We start from the raw sequence: 15,529 nt of genomic DNA on the forward strand, positions 1-15,529 counted from the left end.
GCAAGGGGGCGGGCGGTCGTCCTTTCGTAGGATCCGGTCATGCGCCTGCTCGCCTCGCTGTACGAAGACGCCGACCTGCCGGACGCGGTGGTCACCCCGTCGGGCTCGCTGTCCCGGCACGCCTTACTGGAGGAGGCCTCCCGGGTCGCCGACCGGATCGAGGGTGCGCCGATCATCGCGGTGGAGGCGACGCCCGATCTGCCGACCGTCGTCGCGGTGACCGGGGCGCTGCTGGCCGGGGTGCCGATCGTGCCGATCCCGCCCGATGCCGGGGACCTGGAGCGGGAGCACATCCTGCGGGACTCCGGTGCCGCCGGGCTGCTCTCCGGAGGGCACCTCGCCGAACTGCCGGTCGCACGGAAACCGCTGAACGCCGCTCTCGTCCTCTACACCAGCGGGACCACCGGCGCCCCCAAGGGCGTCGTCATCTCGCCCGGGGCCATCGCCGCCGACCTGGACGCCCTGGCCGCGGCCTGGCAGTGGACCGCCGGGGACACCCTCGTCCACGGGCTCCCCCTCTACCACGTGCACGGGCTGGTCCTCGGCGTGCTCGGCCCGCTGCGACTCGGCTGCCGGCTGATCCACACCGGCCGGCCCACCCCGCAGGCGTACGCCACGAACCCGGGCAGCATGTACTTCGGCGTACCCACCGTGTGGTCGCGGATCGCCGGCGACCCGGCCGCCGCCCGCGCCCTCGCCCCGGCCCGCCTGCTGGTCTCCGGCAGCGCCCCGCTCCCGGTCCCGGTCTTCGACGATCTGGCCGCCCTGACCGGACGAGCCCCGGTGGAGCGCTACGGCATGACCGAGACCCTGATCACGGTCAGTGCCCGCGCGGACGGCGAGCGCCGGGCCGGCCACGTCGGCCGGCCCCTGCCCGGCGTCACCACCCGTCTGGTCGACGAGTCGGGCGCGCCGCTGCCGTCCGACGGTGAGACCATCGGCCACCTTCAGGTACGGGGCCCGACCCTGCTCGACGGCTACCTGTCGCCCGGCGGGGTCCGCCCACCCGAGCTGACCGGCGGCTGGTTCCCGACCGGCGACGTCGCGACCGTCGGCCCGGACGGATGGCACCGGATCGTCGGCCGCGCGTCCACCGACCTGATCAAGACGGGCGGCTACCGGGTCGGCGCCGGTGAGGTGGAGGACACCCTGCTGCTGCACCCGGCCGTCCGGGAGGCGGCCGTGGTCGGCATGCCGCATCCGGACCTGGGCGAGCAGATCACCGCGTTCGTGGTCGCCGGCCCGGTCGCGCCGGCCGATCTGATCGACTTCGTGGCCGGGCGGCTGGCCGTGCACAAACGCCCCCGGGCCGTGCACCTGGTCGACAGCCTGCCCCGCAACGCGATGGGAAAGGTGCAGAAGAGTTTGCTCCTCGCGGATTGACTCAACCCGGTACCCCCGGCTGCCGATCTCAGTGCTCGTGACGAGACCCTCCCTTCGCCCGGCCGCTGCCGTGCTCGCCCTCGCGGCGGTCTGGCTGCTGGTCGCCGTCGCGTTCGGCGCGGCCGGGACGCTGCGCCCGGTGCCGCCGTGGCTGCTCTGGCCGGCCGCGATCGGCGCGACCGTCACCGCGACGGTGGCCTGCCGGATCGCCGCGGCCACCGGAGACGCCGTGGTGCACGCCTTCTGGCGGCGGCTCACGTCGACCTGGGTCTTCCTCACCGCCGGCGGCGTCGTGCAGCTGATCAGCCGGCTGTTCATCGATCGTTCCGAGGCGCTGCATCCGGTGGCCGCGGTCTGCTTCGCGGCCGCGGCGGGGTTCGCCATGGTCGCGGTGATCCGTCTGCCGCATCCGCGCCGCACCTGGCGGTCCTCGCTGGCGCTCGGCCTGGACATGGCCATCGTCACGACCGCGGCGGCGATCGTCTTCAGCCACTTCCTCTGGTACACCGCGAACCCAGCCACCGGCGGCACGGCCACGGCGACGTTCCTGCTGATCGTGATGATCACCGGATCCGCGGCGGTGGCGGCGGTGATCAAGGCGGGGGTCGCCGGGGCCGGCCCGGCGCTGGCGCCCGCGCTGTGGACGCTCGCGCCGATCGGGCTGATCTCGCCCGTCTCCTGGATCCTGGCGCCGGTCATGGCCCCGTGGCCGCATCTCGACATGTCGGTGGCGTCGCTGCCGGTGGCCGCCCTGATCGTCGCGATCGCCGCGTGGGTCCAGGACCGGGTGAACGCCTCCGGGCGCCCGGCCGCGGCGCAGTCCTCCCCGGCCGGACGGCGGCGCGGTGCGTGGCGCAACATCGGCCTGGTCCCGTACATCGCGGTCGCCGCGGTCGCCACCCTGCTGATCGTGGTGACCCTGCGGCTCGGTTATCTGACGCCCGGCCTGGCCGGTGGCTCGGTGGTGCTCACCGTGCTCGTCGTGACCCGGCAGCTGCTCGCGCTGCTGGACAACGCCGTGCTCCTGGACCGCCTGGAGGACCAGGTCCACCTCGACGACCTGACCGGGCTGCCGAACCGTCGCCTGTTCACCGCCACGCTGGCCCGGCGGACCGAGCGGACCACGGTCGCGGTCTGCGACCTGGACGGGTTCGCGGCGCTCAACGACCGGCTCGGCGACGAGACCGGCGACGCCCTGCTGCGCGCCGCCGCCGAACGGGTCACCGCGGTCACCGGCGACGCCGCGGTGGTGGCCCGGCTGCTCGGCGACGAGTTCGGCGTGCTGATGCCCGGTGGCGGCACCGCACTGGCCGAGAAGCTGGTGGACGCGTTCCGTACCCCGCTGCGGGTGGACTCCCGCGACCTGCTGGTGACGGTGACCGCCGGGGTGGCCACCGGCGCCGGCGACGAGGTGCCGGACCTGCTGCGCCGGGCCGAGCTGGCGCTCCAGGCGGCCAAGTACACCGGCGCCGACCGGGCCCGCGAGCACAGCAGTGCCCTGGACGCCACCGCCCAGCACCACGCCGAGCTGGCCGCCGCCCTGCGCCGCGGTCTCGAGAACGGCGAGTTCCGCCTGCTCTACCAGCCCATCGTGGAACTGCCGAGCGGCCTGGTCACCGGGGTCGAGGCGCTGGTCCGCTGGCATCCCGTCGACCAGCCGGTGATCTCTCCGGCCGAGTTCATCCCGGTCGCCGAGCACAGCGGCCTGATCATCGACCTGGGCGCCTGGATCCTCGACCAGGCCTGCGCCGACGCGGCGGCCTGGCAGCACCGGCACGGTGCCGGCGGCCCGCGCGTCAACATCAACGTGTCGGCCCGGCAGCTGCTCGACCCGGACCTGCCGGGCCTGGTGGCGGAGGCTCTGCGCCGGCACGGGCTCACCCCGGACCGGATCACCATCGAGATCACCGAGACCGCCGTCTTCGCCGGTGGCGCGGCCCTCGAGACGGTACGGGAGCTGCGCGAACTCGGCGTCGGCCTGGCCCTGGACGACTTCGGGACCGGGCACAGCTCACTGACCCTGCTGCGGACCTGCCCGGTCACCACGCTCAAGGTCGACAAGTCGTTCATCGACGATCTCAACGGCACCGCCGAGCAGGAGGCGATCGCGTCGTCGCTGAGCACGATCGCCAGCACTCTCGGATTGCGGGCGGTCGCCGAGGGTGTGGAGACCCGCGATCAGGCTGACCGTCTGCACGCGCTCGGCTACCGATACGCACAGGGCTTCTACTTCGCCCGCCCGGTGCCGGCCGCCGACATCGAAGCGCTGCTCACCGCCCCGGCTCTCACCCCGTGACTCTGCACCTCATCGACACATCGACGCGTTATAGTCCCGCCCCGTGCGCCCCCTTTTTGCCGCCAGCGACATGCACGGCCATCGTGCCGAGTTCCGGGCCGCCCTGCGAGACTCCGGCCTGATCGACGCGGCCGGGGACTGGTGCGGCGCCGACGCCCGCCTGTGGGTGCTCGGCGACTACTTCGACCGGGGCCCGGACGGCATCGGCGTCGTCGACGACATCCGCAGGCTCACCGGGCAGGCCGCGGCGGCCGGTGGTGAGGTGGGTGCGCTGCTCGGCAACCACGAGGCGCATCTGCTGGCCGCCCACCGGTTCGGGTCGGCGCCGGTGCCCGGCTGGGCGGCGCGCGCGGACGGCTACCGGGGCGCCTGGACGACCCTCGGCGGGCGCGAGGACGACATGCGCCGCCTGACGCCCGGGCATCTGGACTGGTTGCGGGGGTTGCCGGCGATGGCGCTGGTGGACGGTCACCTGCTGATGCACTGCGACAGCACCCGCTATCTGGAGTTCGGTGACACCGTGGAGGCGGTGAACAAGGCGGTCGCCGGGCACCTGGCGAGCACCGACCCGGGCGAGTGGCTGACCTTCTGCTTCCTGATCAGCGGTCGCGGCGAGCTGCACTCGCCGGAGGCCGCCGACTTCCTTCTCGCCGCCTTCGGCGGCTCGCTCATCGTGCACGGTCACAGCACGCTGATCAGCTGCTTCGGCCTGAGCCGGGCCGAGGCGCGACGACCTTTCCGGTACGGCGGGGGCCGTGTCCTGGCCATCGACGGCGGCGTCTTCGAGGGCGGCGACCTGCTCGTCACCCGTCTGCTCTGATCTCGTCGGGCGCTACCCGGGTGTGGACCCGCCGGACAGGGGTACCGTCCGGAGAATGAGCTGTTCGTGTCCCGAGTGCGGTGCGGCCGGAGTGCCGCTGATCTTCGGGCTGCCGGCCGCGGAGGCGCAGGCCGCCGCCAGCCACGGGGAGCTGGCGCTGGGCGGCTGCATGATGCCGGCGCAGCCACCCAACTGGCAGTGTCCCCGCGGCCACCAGTGGCGTGACGCCGACGAGATCGGCTGGGACGAGCGGTTGCTGGCGGTGCTGGTCGCGCACGGTTACCCGCAGGACTGAGACCCGGCCCCCTCGACAGGCGCCTTCACCCGGCGGTCGTGGACCGCCGTTCCCCCATGGTTGCGACCATACGGTACCGTTCTGCCCCGCCGGCTCATAGACACCATCGTCGATGCCGGTCTGTCCGGAATCGACGCTGAACGGGGTAGCGAGTGAAGAGACGTGTGGGTGTGGTGGCCGCCTCGGCCGCCGCGCTGGTCCTCAGTGGCTGTACGTCCGACGCCGAGACGGCGTCGACGCCGCAGCTGGAGGCCAGAGGGACCGTGCTCACCACCGTGCAGCCGACCCGCCAGGACCTGACCAACCAGATCAGTCTGGCCGGCAAGGTCGGCATCAACCCGGTCTTCGGCATCGTGGCTCCCGCCGAGGGCGAGCTGCGGTTCACCGAGCGCCAGCCGACCACGGTGGCGGTCAGCCGGGACACCTGGGTGGCGACCGTGTGGGACGGCGACACCCCGCGCAAGGTGTACGTGCCGGAGGGCGCGACCATGGCCGGCCGGCTGATGGCCGACCGTTCCCCGGTGTCGAAGGGCATGCCGGTGGTGTCCGCCCGGCACGCCGGCTACGGCATCACCGCCGACATCGACAGCGCACAGGCGTACCGGATCTCCGGCGCGGTCAAGCAGATCAAGGCGCAGATCAAGAACGGTCCCGGCCCGTTCGACTGTGAGCCGGTCGGCACCATCGCCGCACTGCCGGCCGGCACCTTCCCGGAGCCCGAGCCGGCCGCCACCACGCCGCCGGCGGTCAACCCGTCGGCCGCGCCGCCGGTGTCGTCCGATACCGGGGGGCCGGCCGCTCCCGAGGGGTCCGAGGCGACCGGCCTGCGGCTGGTCTGCACGGCCCCGGAGAAGGTCCGCCTGATCAACGGTTCCGACGTCACACTCGACGTGATCACCGGGCGGGCCGAGAACGTCATGGTGCTGCCGGTCGAGGCGGTCGCCGGGCTCCAGGGCCGGGGCAAGGTCGACATCGTCGGCGAGGACAAGCAGCGCAGGACGGTCGACGTGGTCCTCGGCATCTCCGACGGCAAGGTCGTCGAGATCAAGAAGGGTCTGACCGGCAAGGAGACCATCGCGGTCCCCGGGCCCAACCTGCCCGCCCCGGAGGCCGGCGAGGTGACCGGATGACCGCACTGATCCAGCTCACCGGGATCACCAAGGTGCTCAAGGGGCAGGAGCAGCCCCGTACCATCCTCGACGGGGTGAGCCTCGACGTGCACCCCGGCGAGAGCCTGGCCATCGTCGGCCGTTCCGGGTCCGGCAAGAGCACCCTGCTCAGCGTGCTCGGCCTCTTCGACCGCCCGGACCAGGGCACCTACCTGTTGTCCGGCACCGACATCAGCCGGCTGCCCGAGCGTCGGGCGGCGAAGCTGCGCAGCTCGCACTTCGGTTTCGTGTTCCAGCGGTTCTTCCTGCTCAAGCATCTGACCGCCGCGCAGAACGTGGCGATGGCGCTGGTCAACGGTCAGGGCTGGCTGCCTCGCCGGCAGCGCAGGGCCCGGGTCATGCAGGCGCTCGACGAGGTCGGCATCGCGCACCTGGCGAAGAACCGGCCGGCCCGGATGTCCGGCGGCGAGCAGCAGCGGGTGGCGATCGCCCGCGCCCTCGTCCGCGAGCCGCGGATCCTGCTGGCCGACGAGCCGACCGGCGCCCTGGACACCGAGACCGGCACGCTGGTGATCGACGCCCTCCAGTCGGTCACCGCCCGCGGCTGCGCCCTGATCCTGGTCACCCACGACCGTGACCACGCCGCCCGGATGGGCCGCCTCCTGCACCTGGACGCCGGCGTGCTGACCGAACAGCTGGTCACGTCATGACCGGGCGCAACGAACGGCATGCGCGCGTTCTGCCACGGGACCTCGGAGACACGGCATGATGCGGCTCTCGGGACGGGCCCGGTCGGCGCTGATCATCGGCCTCCAGGGCATCCGGTCGCGGAAGACGCGGACCCTGCTGTCCATGGTGAGCCTCTTCCTCGGGGTGCTCGCCGTCGTCGTGGTGCAGGCCGGTGCCAGCATCGCCGAGCGGGCACTGCTGGCCGACATGGAGCTGTTCGAGGGCCTGGACGGCACCGTGGTGATGGACATCGGAGGCACGTCGCCGCAGCTGGGCCCGGTCGTCACGACCACGGTCGCCGGCCGGTCCGACGCGGTGGCGATGACCGGCATGCAGGCGATCATCGGCGAGCCCGGGGTGCGGCCGGTGAACGAGGGCGGCGTACCGCTGGACGGTTCGTGGGGCGACCCCGGCCCGCCGATGACCTGCGACGAGACAGGCTGCCGGGAACTGCCGGCCGCCGAGATCCAACCCAAGGGCCAGGCCATTGAGGTACGCCTGACCGCGCTCACCGGCGATGTCCGGAAGTACCGGCCGTACCGTCCGCAGTCGGGTGAGTGGCTCGACTTCTCCACGATGCCGTCGCTGGCCCCGCGCCTGGTGCTCAACAAGGCGGCCGCGGTCGGTTTCGAGCAGTACCAGGTGCCCGCCGAGATGCGGGTGACGGGTGCGTCGGCGAACATGACGCCGCACTTCATCGGCGTGGTCGACGACGGCGACCAGCAGCCGCGTGCCTACGTCCGGCTGGACGAGCTGAGCCACTGGGTGCCGGCGGCCCGGCTCATCGATCCGAACATGAGCGAGGTCCGGGTGCTGATGACCGCGGGCACCCCGGTGGAGCAGGTGCTGTCGGCCAAACTCCGGGCGCTCGGTGTGGAGCCGATGGTGCGTACCGTCAACTCCCGCGAGGACCAGGAGGAACAACTGGCCCTGATGCGGCTGGTCTTCCTGGCGATGGCCGGGCTGGTCCTGCTGATCGGCGTGGCCGGCATCCTCAACGTCGGCCTGGCCACGGTCGGCGAGCGGGTCGAGGAGTTCGCGCTGCGCCGGGCGGTCGGCACGCCGCGGACCCTGCTGGCCGGGATCGTGCTGGCCGAGACTCTGATCACCGGCCTGCTCACCGCGGCGCTGGCGATCGGCGTGAGCGTGCTGGGCATGAAGGCGCTGGTGACGCTGGCCGGTGGATCGCAGCCGTTCCTGCAGGGCATGGAGTTCCCCTGGGACGCCGGGGTGGCCGGAGTCATCGCCGGGCTGATCGCGGGCGTGCTGGGCGGCTTCGTCCCGGCCATCCGTGCGGCCGGGATCCCGATCGCCACGGTGATGCGGGCCTGAGTATTCCGGCATCGGTGTATGCCACCGATGCCGGGATCACCCCGAAAAATCATCACTTAGCATTAGTGAAACAGTGAAGGCCGACAATTCAATAAGAGGGGTAGAGCGACGATAATCGCGTTGTTATCGTCAACATCCGTTCCGGAATTGATCTTCTGAATTCAAACCGACGGAGGCCCCGCCATGCGCAGACGCTCGTTCGTGACCCTGACCGCGGCGGGCGTCGGCACGCTGCTGGCGGGCTGCGGCAGGGACGAGCCGACCGGCATCGACCTGCAGAACGCCCCGAAGGGCCCGATCGTCCTCGGCTTCTCCCAGGTCGGCGCCGAGGGCGGCTGGCGGCGGGCGAACACCGCGTCGATCAGGAAGGCGGCCGAGCGCAACCGCATCGACCTGAACTTCAAGGACGCCGAGGGTGACCCGGCGAAACAGATCGCCGACGTGCATGCGTTCATCGACGCCAAGGTCTCGGTGATCGCCTTCGCCCCGGTGGTCGAGACCGGCTGGGGCGAGGTGCTGCGCCGGGCCCGGGGCGCGGGGATCCCGGTGGTGCTGACCGACCGCCTGATCGACGAGAAGGACACCTCGCTCTGGGCCAGCTCGATCGGCGCCGAGTTCGCCTCCGAGGGCAATCTGGCCGCCATCTACCTGGAGAACGACTACGCCGGCACGTCCGGGACGGTGAACGTCGTGGAGATCCTCGGCGTGACCGGCGCCACCCCGACCAAACTGCGGGCCCAGGGCTTCGCCGCCACCGCCGCCAAGACCGGCCGCCTCAAGATCATCGATGAGGAGACCGGCGACTGGACCAAGGACGGCGGCGAATCGGCGATGCGCAGACTACTGCGGCGCAACAAGCGGATCGACGCCGTCTTCGCGCAGAACGACGACATGGGCCTGGGCGCTGTCATCGCTCTCGAAGCCGCCGGGAAGAAGCCGGGAACAGCGCCGAAAATCGTCACCGTCGACGGCACGAAAGCAGCCCTTCAGGGCCTCGTCGACCGCAAACTCACCTTCGTCGTCGAATGCAGCCCGGAAATCGGCGAACCGCTCATGTCGGTGGTCGTCGACCTGTTCCACGGCGGCCGGGTGCCCAAGCGCATCGAGTCGGACAAGGCGGTCTTCGACATGGAGACCGCCGGTGACGCCCTGCTCGACCGCACCTATTGAGAGCGGCCGGCAGGGCATCGCGCGCAGGTCAGTCGCCGACAGCCTTGAACAGCGCCGCGACCTCGGCCGGCGACAGGTGACGGAAACCGCCGGGCCGCAGGTCACCGAGACGGATCGGGCCGACCGCGGTACGGATCAGCCGGGTCACCGGGTGACCGACGGCGTCCATCATCCGCCGGACGATGTGCTTGCGGCCCTCGTGCAGGACGATCTCCACCTGCGCGGTCTTGCCGATCGCGTCGACCAGGCGGAACGAGTCCACCTTCGCCGGGCCGTCCTCCAGCTCGATACCCTTCTGCAGGGCACGGCCGACGGTGCGCGGCAGCGGCCCGACCACCTCGGCCAGGTAGGTCTTGTTGATCTCGTACGACGGGTGCATGAGCTTGTGGGCCAGCCCGCCGTCGTTGGTGAACAGCAGCAGCCCCTCGGACTCGGCGTCGAGCCGGCCCACGTGGAACAGCCGCTGCTCGAAGTTCGCGCCGAGGAAGTCGGCCAGCTCGGTGCGGCCCTTCTCGTCGTCGAGGCTGGAGACGACGCCACGCGGCTTGTTCAGCGCCACGTAGACGAGCTTGGTGTTGGTGATCACCCGCTGCCCGTCGACGTGGATCTCCGCCGTGGCGGGGTCGACCTTGTCGCCGAGCTTGGCGACCCGGCCGTTGACGGTGACGCGCCGCCGGAAGATCAGATCTTCGCAGGCGCGCCGGGATCCAACACCGGCCGCCGCCAGGACTTTCTGGAGGCGTTCGGCGGTGTCAGCCTGAGGCATCGAGCACTTCTTCCACATCGTCGGGCAGGAACGGGGCGAGCGGCGGCAGCTGGTCGACCGAGTTGAGGCCCAGCTTCTCGAGGAACAACGGCGTCGTCCGGTACAGGTATGCCCCGGTCTCCGGCTCGGTGCCGACCTCCTCGATCAGGCCGCGAGTGACCAGCGTACGCATGACCCCGTCACAGTTCACACCGCGGATGGCCGAGATACGGGATCTGGTGACCGGCTGTTTGTAGGCGACCACGGCGAGTGTCTCCAGGGCGGCCTGGGTGAGCCGCACCGACTGACCGTCCAGCACGAACCGTTCGACGTACGTCGCGTACTCCGGGCGGGTGTAGAGCCGCCACCCGCCGGCCACCCGCCGCAGGTCGATCCCGTGCCCGGCGGCCGTGTACCGCGCCGACACGTTCTCCAGCGTCCGCGCGATCCGCTCCACCGGCTGCTCCAGCACCTGCGCCAGCTGGAGCTCACCGACCGGCTCGTCGACCACCAGCATGATCGATTCCAGCGCGGCGGCCAGCTCGGCGTCGTCCATCATCACCGCGACGGCGGTACGGGACATGCTCTCGGCCACCGCGGGAACGGCGTTCCGGGGCCGCCGCGGCTGCGACGGCACCGTGGCCACCACGACGGGCTCCGGCTCCGGCCGTGTGACTTCCGGCTCCGCCTCGGGCTCCGGCTCGACTTCAGCCGCCCGCTCCGGCTCCGGAGCGACCTCGGCGACCGGCTCGGACTCAGACTCCAACTCAGGCCCGACCTCGGGCTCAAGCTCGGCGACCGGCTCGGGCTGAACCTCGGGCTCAGCGGCCGGCTCGGGCTCGGCCTCGGCGGCCGGCTGGGGCTCGACCTCGAGCTCGACCTCGGGCTCGGCCTCGGCGGCCGGCTGGGGCTCCGCCTCGGCGACCGGTTCCTGCGGGGGCGCCGGCTCGAGTGCGGCGGCCGCTTCGGCTTCCGCCTGGTACTCGCGGTCCGGCTCCCGCCGCCGCTCCCACGGCGGCACCCACGCCGCCGCCTGCGCGGCCAGGGACTCCGGACGCTCCTCGCTGCTCACGATGTCTCCTCCACAGCCGCCGGCCCGTCCGCGGTCTCGTCGTCACCCGTGCCAAGATCGCCATCCGGGGCGTCCGAGTCAAGCCGCGCGGCCGCGGGATCGTCCGAACCGGTATCGTCCTCTGCCGGTTTGCTGCCCTCGTAGTCGTCGACCTCGAGTTCGACCTCGCCGTCCCCGCCGATCCACCGGACGGTCAGCTCGTCGAGAGAGACCGGCTGCTCGAAGTCGATCAGCCCTTCGCGGTAGAGCTCCAGCAACGCCAGGAACCGGGCGACCACCTCGAGGGTGTTCTCACAGTCGGCGATGAGCAGGCTGAACGTGGCGACACCGGCCCGCCGCAGCCGATCACGCAGCAGGTTGGCGTGCTCACGGACACTGACCCGCACCTGGTGGATGTGGGCGATGGAAACCTGCGGCGGCCCCGGTTTGGGCAGGAAACTCTTCAGCGCCATCTTCAGCAGGCGTTCCGGACCGATGCCCAGCACCAGTTCGGGCAGCGCGTCGGCGTACCGCTGCTCGAGGGTGACCAGCCGCGGCCAGCGACGCGCCCCGGCGGCCTCGAGTTCCGCGATGTGCGCGGCGGCCTCCTTGTAGGCCTTGTACTGCAGGAGCCGGGCGAAGAGCAGGTCACGCGCCTCCAGCAGCGCCAGGTCCTCCTCGTCCTCGACCTCGGCGGCGGGCAGCAGCCGGGCCGCCTTGAGGTCCAGCAGGGTCGCCGCGACGAGCAGGAACTCACTGGTCTCGCCGAGGTCCCAGTCGTCGCCCATGGCCCGGATGTAGGCGATGAAGTCGTCGGTGACCTGATGCAGCGCGATCTCGGTGACGTCCAGCTTGTGCTTGCCGATGAGCTGCAACAGCAGATCGAACGGGCCGGTGAAGTTGTCCAGCCGGACGGTGAATCCGCTGGTCTCGATCTCCACACCGGCGGGTGCGACGGCCGGGGCGGCATCGCCGTGGTCCGGGGGCGACGGGGCGGGCTCTTCAAGCACGTGCCGACCGTAGACCATGCCTGTGACGAGTTCCTCCGGGTGCACGCTTCTCCAACGTCATAATCCCGGCGGGGTTGCTCCGCGCACGGGTTACCGGCCGGTTACATTTCCTCGCGATCCCGGTTACGCTGCGGCGATGCGGTCACTGATCTCACCTCGGCTGCTTCTTCGCGAGTGGGAGGAGAAGGACGTCGACTTCCTTCTCGACATGTATTCGCGATGGGAGGTGGTCCGATTCCTCGGCTCGGCACCACGTGTGCTGACCGGGCACGAGGACGCGGTCGCGACGCTCACCCGCTGGCGGGCGCGGCAGGACGACGTACACACGATCTGGGCGATCCAGGACCGGGCGACCGGCCACCTGCTGGGGACGGCGCTGCTGGTCCCGCTCCTCGCCTCCGGCGAGAGACTGCTCCCCGCCGGGGAGACCGAGATCGGCTGGCACCTGCACCCCAACGCCTGGGGCAAGGGGTACGCCACGGAGGCGGCCAACGCGGTGATGGCGTACGCCGCCCGTTCCGGCGTCGCCCCGGTGCTGGCCGTGACGTGGCCGGAGAACACGGCGTCACAGGCGGTGTGCCGGCGACTCGGCATGCGCCACCTGGGCCAGACCGACGAGTACTACAACATGACCTGCGAACTGTTCACGAACGCGCCGTGAAACGGGCCGTCGAGCCGAACAGCGCGACGGCCCGGCAGATCACTTCTTCTTGGCCTTCTTCGCGGCCTTGGCGGGGGCCTCGACGGCCACCGGCGCCTCGACGACCGGCGCGGTCTTCTTGGCCTTCTTCGCGGCCTTGGCCGGAGCCTCGACGGCCACCGGCGCGGTCTTCTTGGCCTTCTTCGCGGCCTTGGCGGGGGCCTCGACGGCCACCGGCGCCTCGACGACCGGCGCGACCTTCTTGGCCTTCTTGGCCTTCTCGGCCTTCACCGGCTCAACCGGCGCAGCCTCGACCTTTACCGCCTTCTTGGCCTTTTCCTTGGTCTTCGCCACGTCGGCCTCCTCTCACAGATGTACCTCACGCGACCCGGCCGGCGCGCGTGTGTGTGGACGCGACTATAGACACCGCCGCGAAATCTGGGGTTGGCGAGACCGAAGTGAGATGTTCACCATTCTGTTTTCCGGTTGATCTCACGCAGCGATCCACACATCGCCGAAAGCCGGGAGCCGCACACAATTACGACTCCGGGTGACACACGTCGTCGGGTGACCGGTGTGGACGGTGCGGGTCAGTCCTCGCGGCTGAAGAGGACGGCGCAGTCGATCGCGCGGCGCCACCGGGCGTACTCCCGCTCGCGCCGGCCGGAGTCCAGTGTGGGCCGCCACCGGCCGGCCCGGTGCCGGTTGGCGCGCAGGTCCCGCAGGTCCGACCAATAGCCGACGGCCAGCCCGGCCGCGTAGGCGGCGCCCAGCGACACGGTCTCGGCGACCAGCGGGCGGACCACCGGCACCTGGAGGAAGTCGGCGACGATCTGCATCAGCAGGTTGTCGGCGGTCATCCCACCGTCCACGTTGAGCGCGGTCAGGGCCAGCCCGGAGTCGGCGTTCATGGCGTCCACGACATCGCGGGTCTGCCAGCCGGTCGCCTCCAGCACCGCGCGGGCCAGATGCCCCTTGGTGATGTACGACGTGAGACCGACGATCACACCCCGGGCCTCACTGTGCCAGTACGGTGCGTAGAGCCCGGAGAACGCCGGCACGATGTAGCAGCCGCCGTTGTCGTCCACCGTCCCGGCCAGCGTCTCGATCTCCGACGCGGTGCCGATCAGCCCGAGCCCGTCACGGACCCACTGCACCAGCGAGCCGGCGATCGCGATCGAACCCTCCAGGGCGAACACCGGCGGCTCGCCACCGATCCGGTAGCCGACCGTGGTGATAAGTCCGTGGCGCGACCGGACCGGGGTGGTGCCGGTGTTCATCAGCAGGAAACCACCGGTGCCGTAGGTGCACTTGGCCTCACCCGGCTCGAAACAGGTCTGCCCGAACAGGGCCGCCTGCTGATCACCGATGGCGGCGGCGATCGGCACCCCCGGCAGCACGGTCTCGGCTGTTCCGTACACCTCGGAGGAGGATCTGATCGCGGGCAGCATCGCCCGCGGGATCCGGAAGAGGTCCAGCAGCTCGTCGTCCCAGTCGAGGGTGGCGAGGTTCATCAGCATCGTGCGGCTGGCGTTGGTCACGTCGGTGATGTGCAGGCCACCGGTGAGGTTCCAGATCAGCCAGCTGTCCATCGTGCCGAAGAGCACCTCGCCACGTTCGGCGCGGTCCCGCATACCGTTGTCGAGCAGCCACTGGATCTTCGTGGCGGAGAAGTAGGTGGCCGGCGGAAGACCGGTCCGGCTCTTCACGAGGTCGGCGTCGATGGTGGAGACGTCGGTGCGGGTGTCCTGCCAGACGATCGCCGGTGCCACCGGGACGCCGGTGGCACGGTCCCACAGCACCACGGTCTCCCGCTGATTCGCGATCCCGATCGCCGCCACCTCCGGCGGATCCACGTCGCGCAGCGCCTGCGGGATCAGCCGCCGCACGTCACGCCAGATCCGGGCGGCGTCGTGCTCCACCCACCCCGGCCGTGGATAGGACTGCGGATGCTCGGCCCGCACCACCGACACCACCGTCGCCCGCCGGTCGAACAGGATGCACCGCGTCGACGTCGTCCCCTGATCCACCGCCAGCACGTAACTCATGACCCGGCCACATCTCTGGAGATCGACCGGGCGGCCGCCAGCACGTGGTCGACAAGCGCCGGCCGCGCCTGCCGCCGGGTGTCGGTCAGCCGCTCCACCGGCCCGGCGATGCCGACGGCACCGACCACGAGACCGCCGGAGGTGCGGACCGGCGCGGCGATCCCGGCGAGTCCGGGCCGCCACTCCTCCACCGACAGGGCCCAGCCGCGGGCGCGGGTCCCGGTCAGCATCCGGGCGAGATCACCGCGGTCGGTCACCGTCCTTCGCGTGTACGGGCTGAGCACGCCCGCCATCACCGAGGCCGCGGCCGGCGCCGAGTAGGCGAGCAGGACCTTGCCGAGCGCGGTGGCGTGCGGCGGAAGCCGGATCCCGGTGTCCAGTGACTGGGCCGAGTCGTCGGGCCGGAAGACGTGGTGCACGACGAGGACCGCGCCGTCGTCGAGCACGCCCAGCCGCACCTCCTCGCCGCTCCGGGCGGCCAGCGCGTCGGCCCAGGTGAGCGCCCGGCCGCGCAGCTCGTTGGCGTCGATGCCGGTCGAGCCCAGATCGAGCAGTCCCCGGCCGAGCCGGTACCGGGCGGTCCGCGTGTCCTGCTCGACGAACCCGACGTGCTCCAGGGTCCGCAGGATGCTGTGCGCGGTGGATTTGGGCAGGCCGAGCGCGTCCGCGATCTCCTTGACGCGCAGCCGGTCCGGCCCGGCCGCCAGCAGGCGCAACACGGCCGACGACCGCTCGATCGACTGGATCAGCCCAGGCACGTGCGACATTGTCGCACGCACCTCGTTGCCGCACCCCCGAACGCTCCCTAGCGTCGCGTCCAACGGCCCGGCTGGTTCCCACCGCTGTCTCAGCAGGCCTGAGACAGCGGTGGGAACCAGCCGCGGGTTTGACAGGGAGGTTC

General features: G+C 71.3%; 15 protein-coding genes. 9 read left to right on the top strand and 6 right to left on the bottom strand.

Going from position 1 to position 15,529, the window contains the following annotated elements:
* Nucleotides 1-39: 39 nt before the first annotated feature.
* The 8 genes from BC793_RS44770 (at nt 40) to BC793_RS44805 (ending at nt 9,134) form a co-directional block, all read left to right on the top strand.
* Complete coding sequence (locus BC793_RS44770) at nt 40-1,383, top strand: AMP-binding protein (RefSeq protein WP_109602734.1); 1,344 nt, start codon at nt 40-42, stop codon at nt 1,381-1,383.
* 37 nt (nt 1,384-1,420) lie between these two features.
* Nucleotides 1,421-3,679, top strand: coding sequence for a putative bifunctional diguanylate cyclase/phosphodiesterase (locus tag BC793_RS44775; protein WP_239170686.1), 2,259 nt, complete (start codon nt 1,421-1,423; stop codon nt 3,677-3,679).
* A 43-nt stretch (nt 3,680-3,722) separates the two neighbouring features.
* On the top strand, nt 3,723-4,499 hold the full coding sequence (locus BC793_RS44780; protein WP_239170685.1) for a metallophosphoesterase: 777 nt from the start codon (nt 3,723-3,725) through the stop codon (nt 4,497-4,499).
* 55 nt (nt 4,500-4,554) lie between these two features.
* On the top strand, nt 4,555-4,794 hold the full coding sequence (locus tag BC793_RS44785; RefSeq protein ID WP_109602737.1) for a hypothetical protein: 240 nt from the start codon (nt 4,555-4,557) through the stop codon (nt 4,792-4,794).
* Between the two features lie 152 nt (nt 4,795-4,946).
* Complete coding sequence (locus BC793_RS44790; RefSeq protein ID WP_239170684.1) at nt 4,947-5,924, top strand: efflux RND transporter periplasmic adaptor subunit; 978 nt, start codon at nt 4,947-4,949, stop codon at nt 5,922-5,924.
* On the top strand, nt 5,921-6,613 hold the full coding sequence (locus tag BC793_RS44795; RefSeq protein WP_109602739.1) for an ABC transporter ATP-binding protein: 693 nt from the start codon (nt 5,921-5,923) through the stop codon (nt 6,611-6,613). The genes BC793_RS44790 and BC793_RS44795 overlap by 4 nt, the downstream gene beginning before the upstream one ends.
* A gap of 55 nt (nt 6,614-6,668) precedes the next feature.
* Nucleotides 6,669-7,964, top strand: a complete 1,296-nt coding sequence (locus BC793_RS44800; protein ID WP_109602740.1) for an ABC transporter permease — start codon at nt 6,669-6,671, stop codon at nt 7,962-7,964.
* A gap of 183 nt (nt 7,965-8,147) precedes the next feature.
* Nucleotides 8,148-9,134 carry an ABC transporter substrate-binding protein gene (locus BC793_RS44805; RefSeq protein ID WP_109602741.1) on the top strand — a complete coding sequence of 329 codons (987 nt, stop codon included), beginning with the start codon at nt 8,148-8,150 and terminating at the stop codon, nt 9,132-9,134.
* 28 nt (nt 9,135-9,162) lie between these two features.
* On the opposite strand, the gene BC793_RS44810 is transcribed toward BC793_RS44805, so the two are convergent.
* From BC793_RS44810 to BC793_RS44820, 3 genes are read right to left on the bottom strand one after another with little or no spacing between them, the layout of a single operon-like run.
* On the bottom strand, nt 9,163-9,918 hold the full coding sequence (locus tag BC793_RS44810) for a pseudouridine synthase (protein ID WP_109602742.1): 756 nt from the start codon (nt 9,916-9,918) through the stop codon (nt 9,163-9,165).
* Nucleotides 9,887-10,951, bottom strand: coding sequence for an SMC-Scp complex subunit ScpB (gene scpB / locus BC793_RS44815; protein ID WP_170167356.1), 1,065 nt, complete (start codon nt 10,949-10,951; stop codon nt 9,887-9,889). The genes BC793_RS44810 and scpB overlap by 32 nt, the downstream gene beginning before the upstream one ends.
* Nucleotides 10,948-11,958: a segregation and condensation protein A gene (locus BC793_RS44820; RefSeq protein WP_109602774.1), complete on the bottom strand. Its 1,011-nt coding sequence runs from the start codon at nt 11,956-11,958 to the stop codon at nt 10,948-10,950. The genes scpB and BC793_RS44820 overlap by 4 nt, the downstream gene beginning before the upstream one ends.
* A gap of 118 nt (nt 11,959-12,076) precedes the next feature.
* On the opposite strand from BC793_RS44820, the gene BC793_RS44825 reads away from it, so the two are divergent.
* A complete protein-coding gene (locus BC793_RS44825) occupies nt 12,077-12,601 on the top strand; it encodes a GNAT family N-acetyltransferase (RefSeq protein ID WP_109602744.1) in 525 nt (174 codons plus the stop codon).
* 39 nt (nt 12,602-12,640) lie between these two features.
* Here the strand turns inward: BC793_RS44825 and BC793_RS44830 are convergent, their stop codons facing one another.
* The 3 genes from BC793_RS44830 to BC793_RS44840 all read right to left on the bottom strand — a co-directional run bounded on the left by BC793_RS44830 (nt 12,641) and on the right by BC793_RS44840 (nt 15,386).
* Nucleotides 12,641-12,934, bottom strand: a complete 294-nt coding sequence (locus BC793_RS44830) for a hypothetical protein (protein WP_109602745.1) — start codon at nt 12,932-12,934, stop codon at nt 12,641-12,643.
* Between the two features lie 236 nt (nt 12,935-13,170).
* The gene (glpK, locus tag BC793_RS44835) at nt 13,171-14,628 is read right to left on the bottom strand and encodes a glycerol kinase GlpK (protein WP_109602746.1); all 1,458 of its coding nucleotides are present in this window, start codon (nt 14,626-14,628) and stop codon (nt 13,171-13,173) included.
* Nucleotides 14,625-15,386, bottom strand: coding sequence for an IclR family transcriptional regulator (locus tag BC793_RS44840; RefSeq protein WP_109602775.1), 762 nt, complete (start codon nt 15,384-15,386; stop codon nt 14,625-14,627). Before BC793_RS44840 ends, glpK begins: the two co-directional genes overlap by 4 nt.
* Nucleotides 15,387-15,529 lie beyond the last annotated feature (143 nt).

The sequence above is a fragment of the Actinoplanes xinjiangensis genome (assembly GCF_003148685.1).
Taxonomy (GTDB): Bacteria; Actinomycetota; Actinomycetes; order Mycobacteriales; family Micromonosporaceae; genus Actinoplanes; species Actinoplanes xinjiangensis.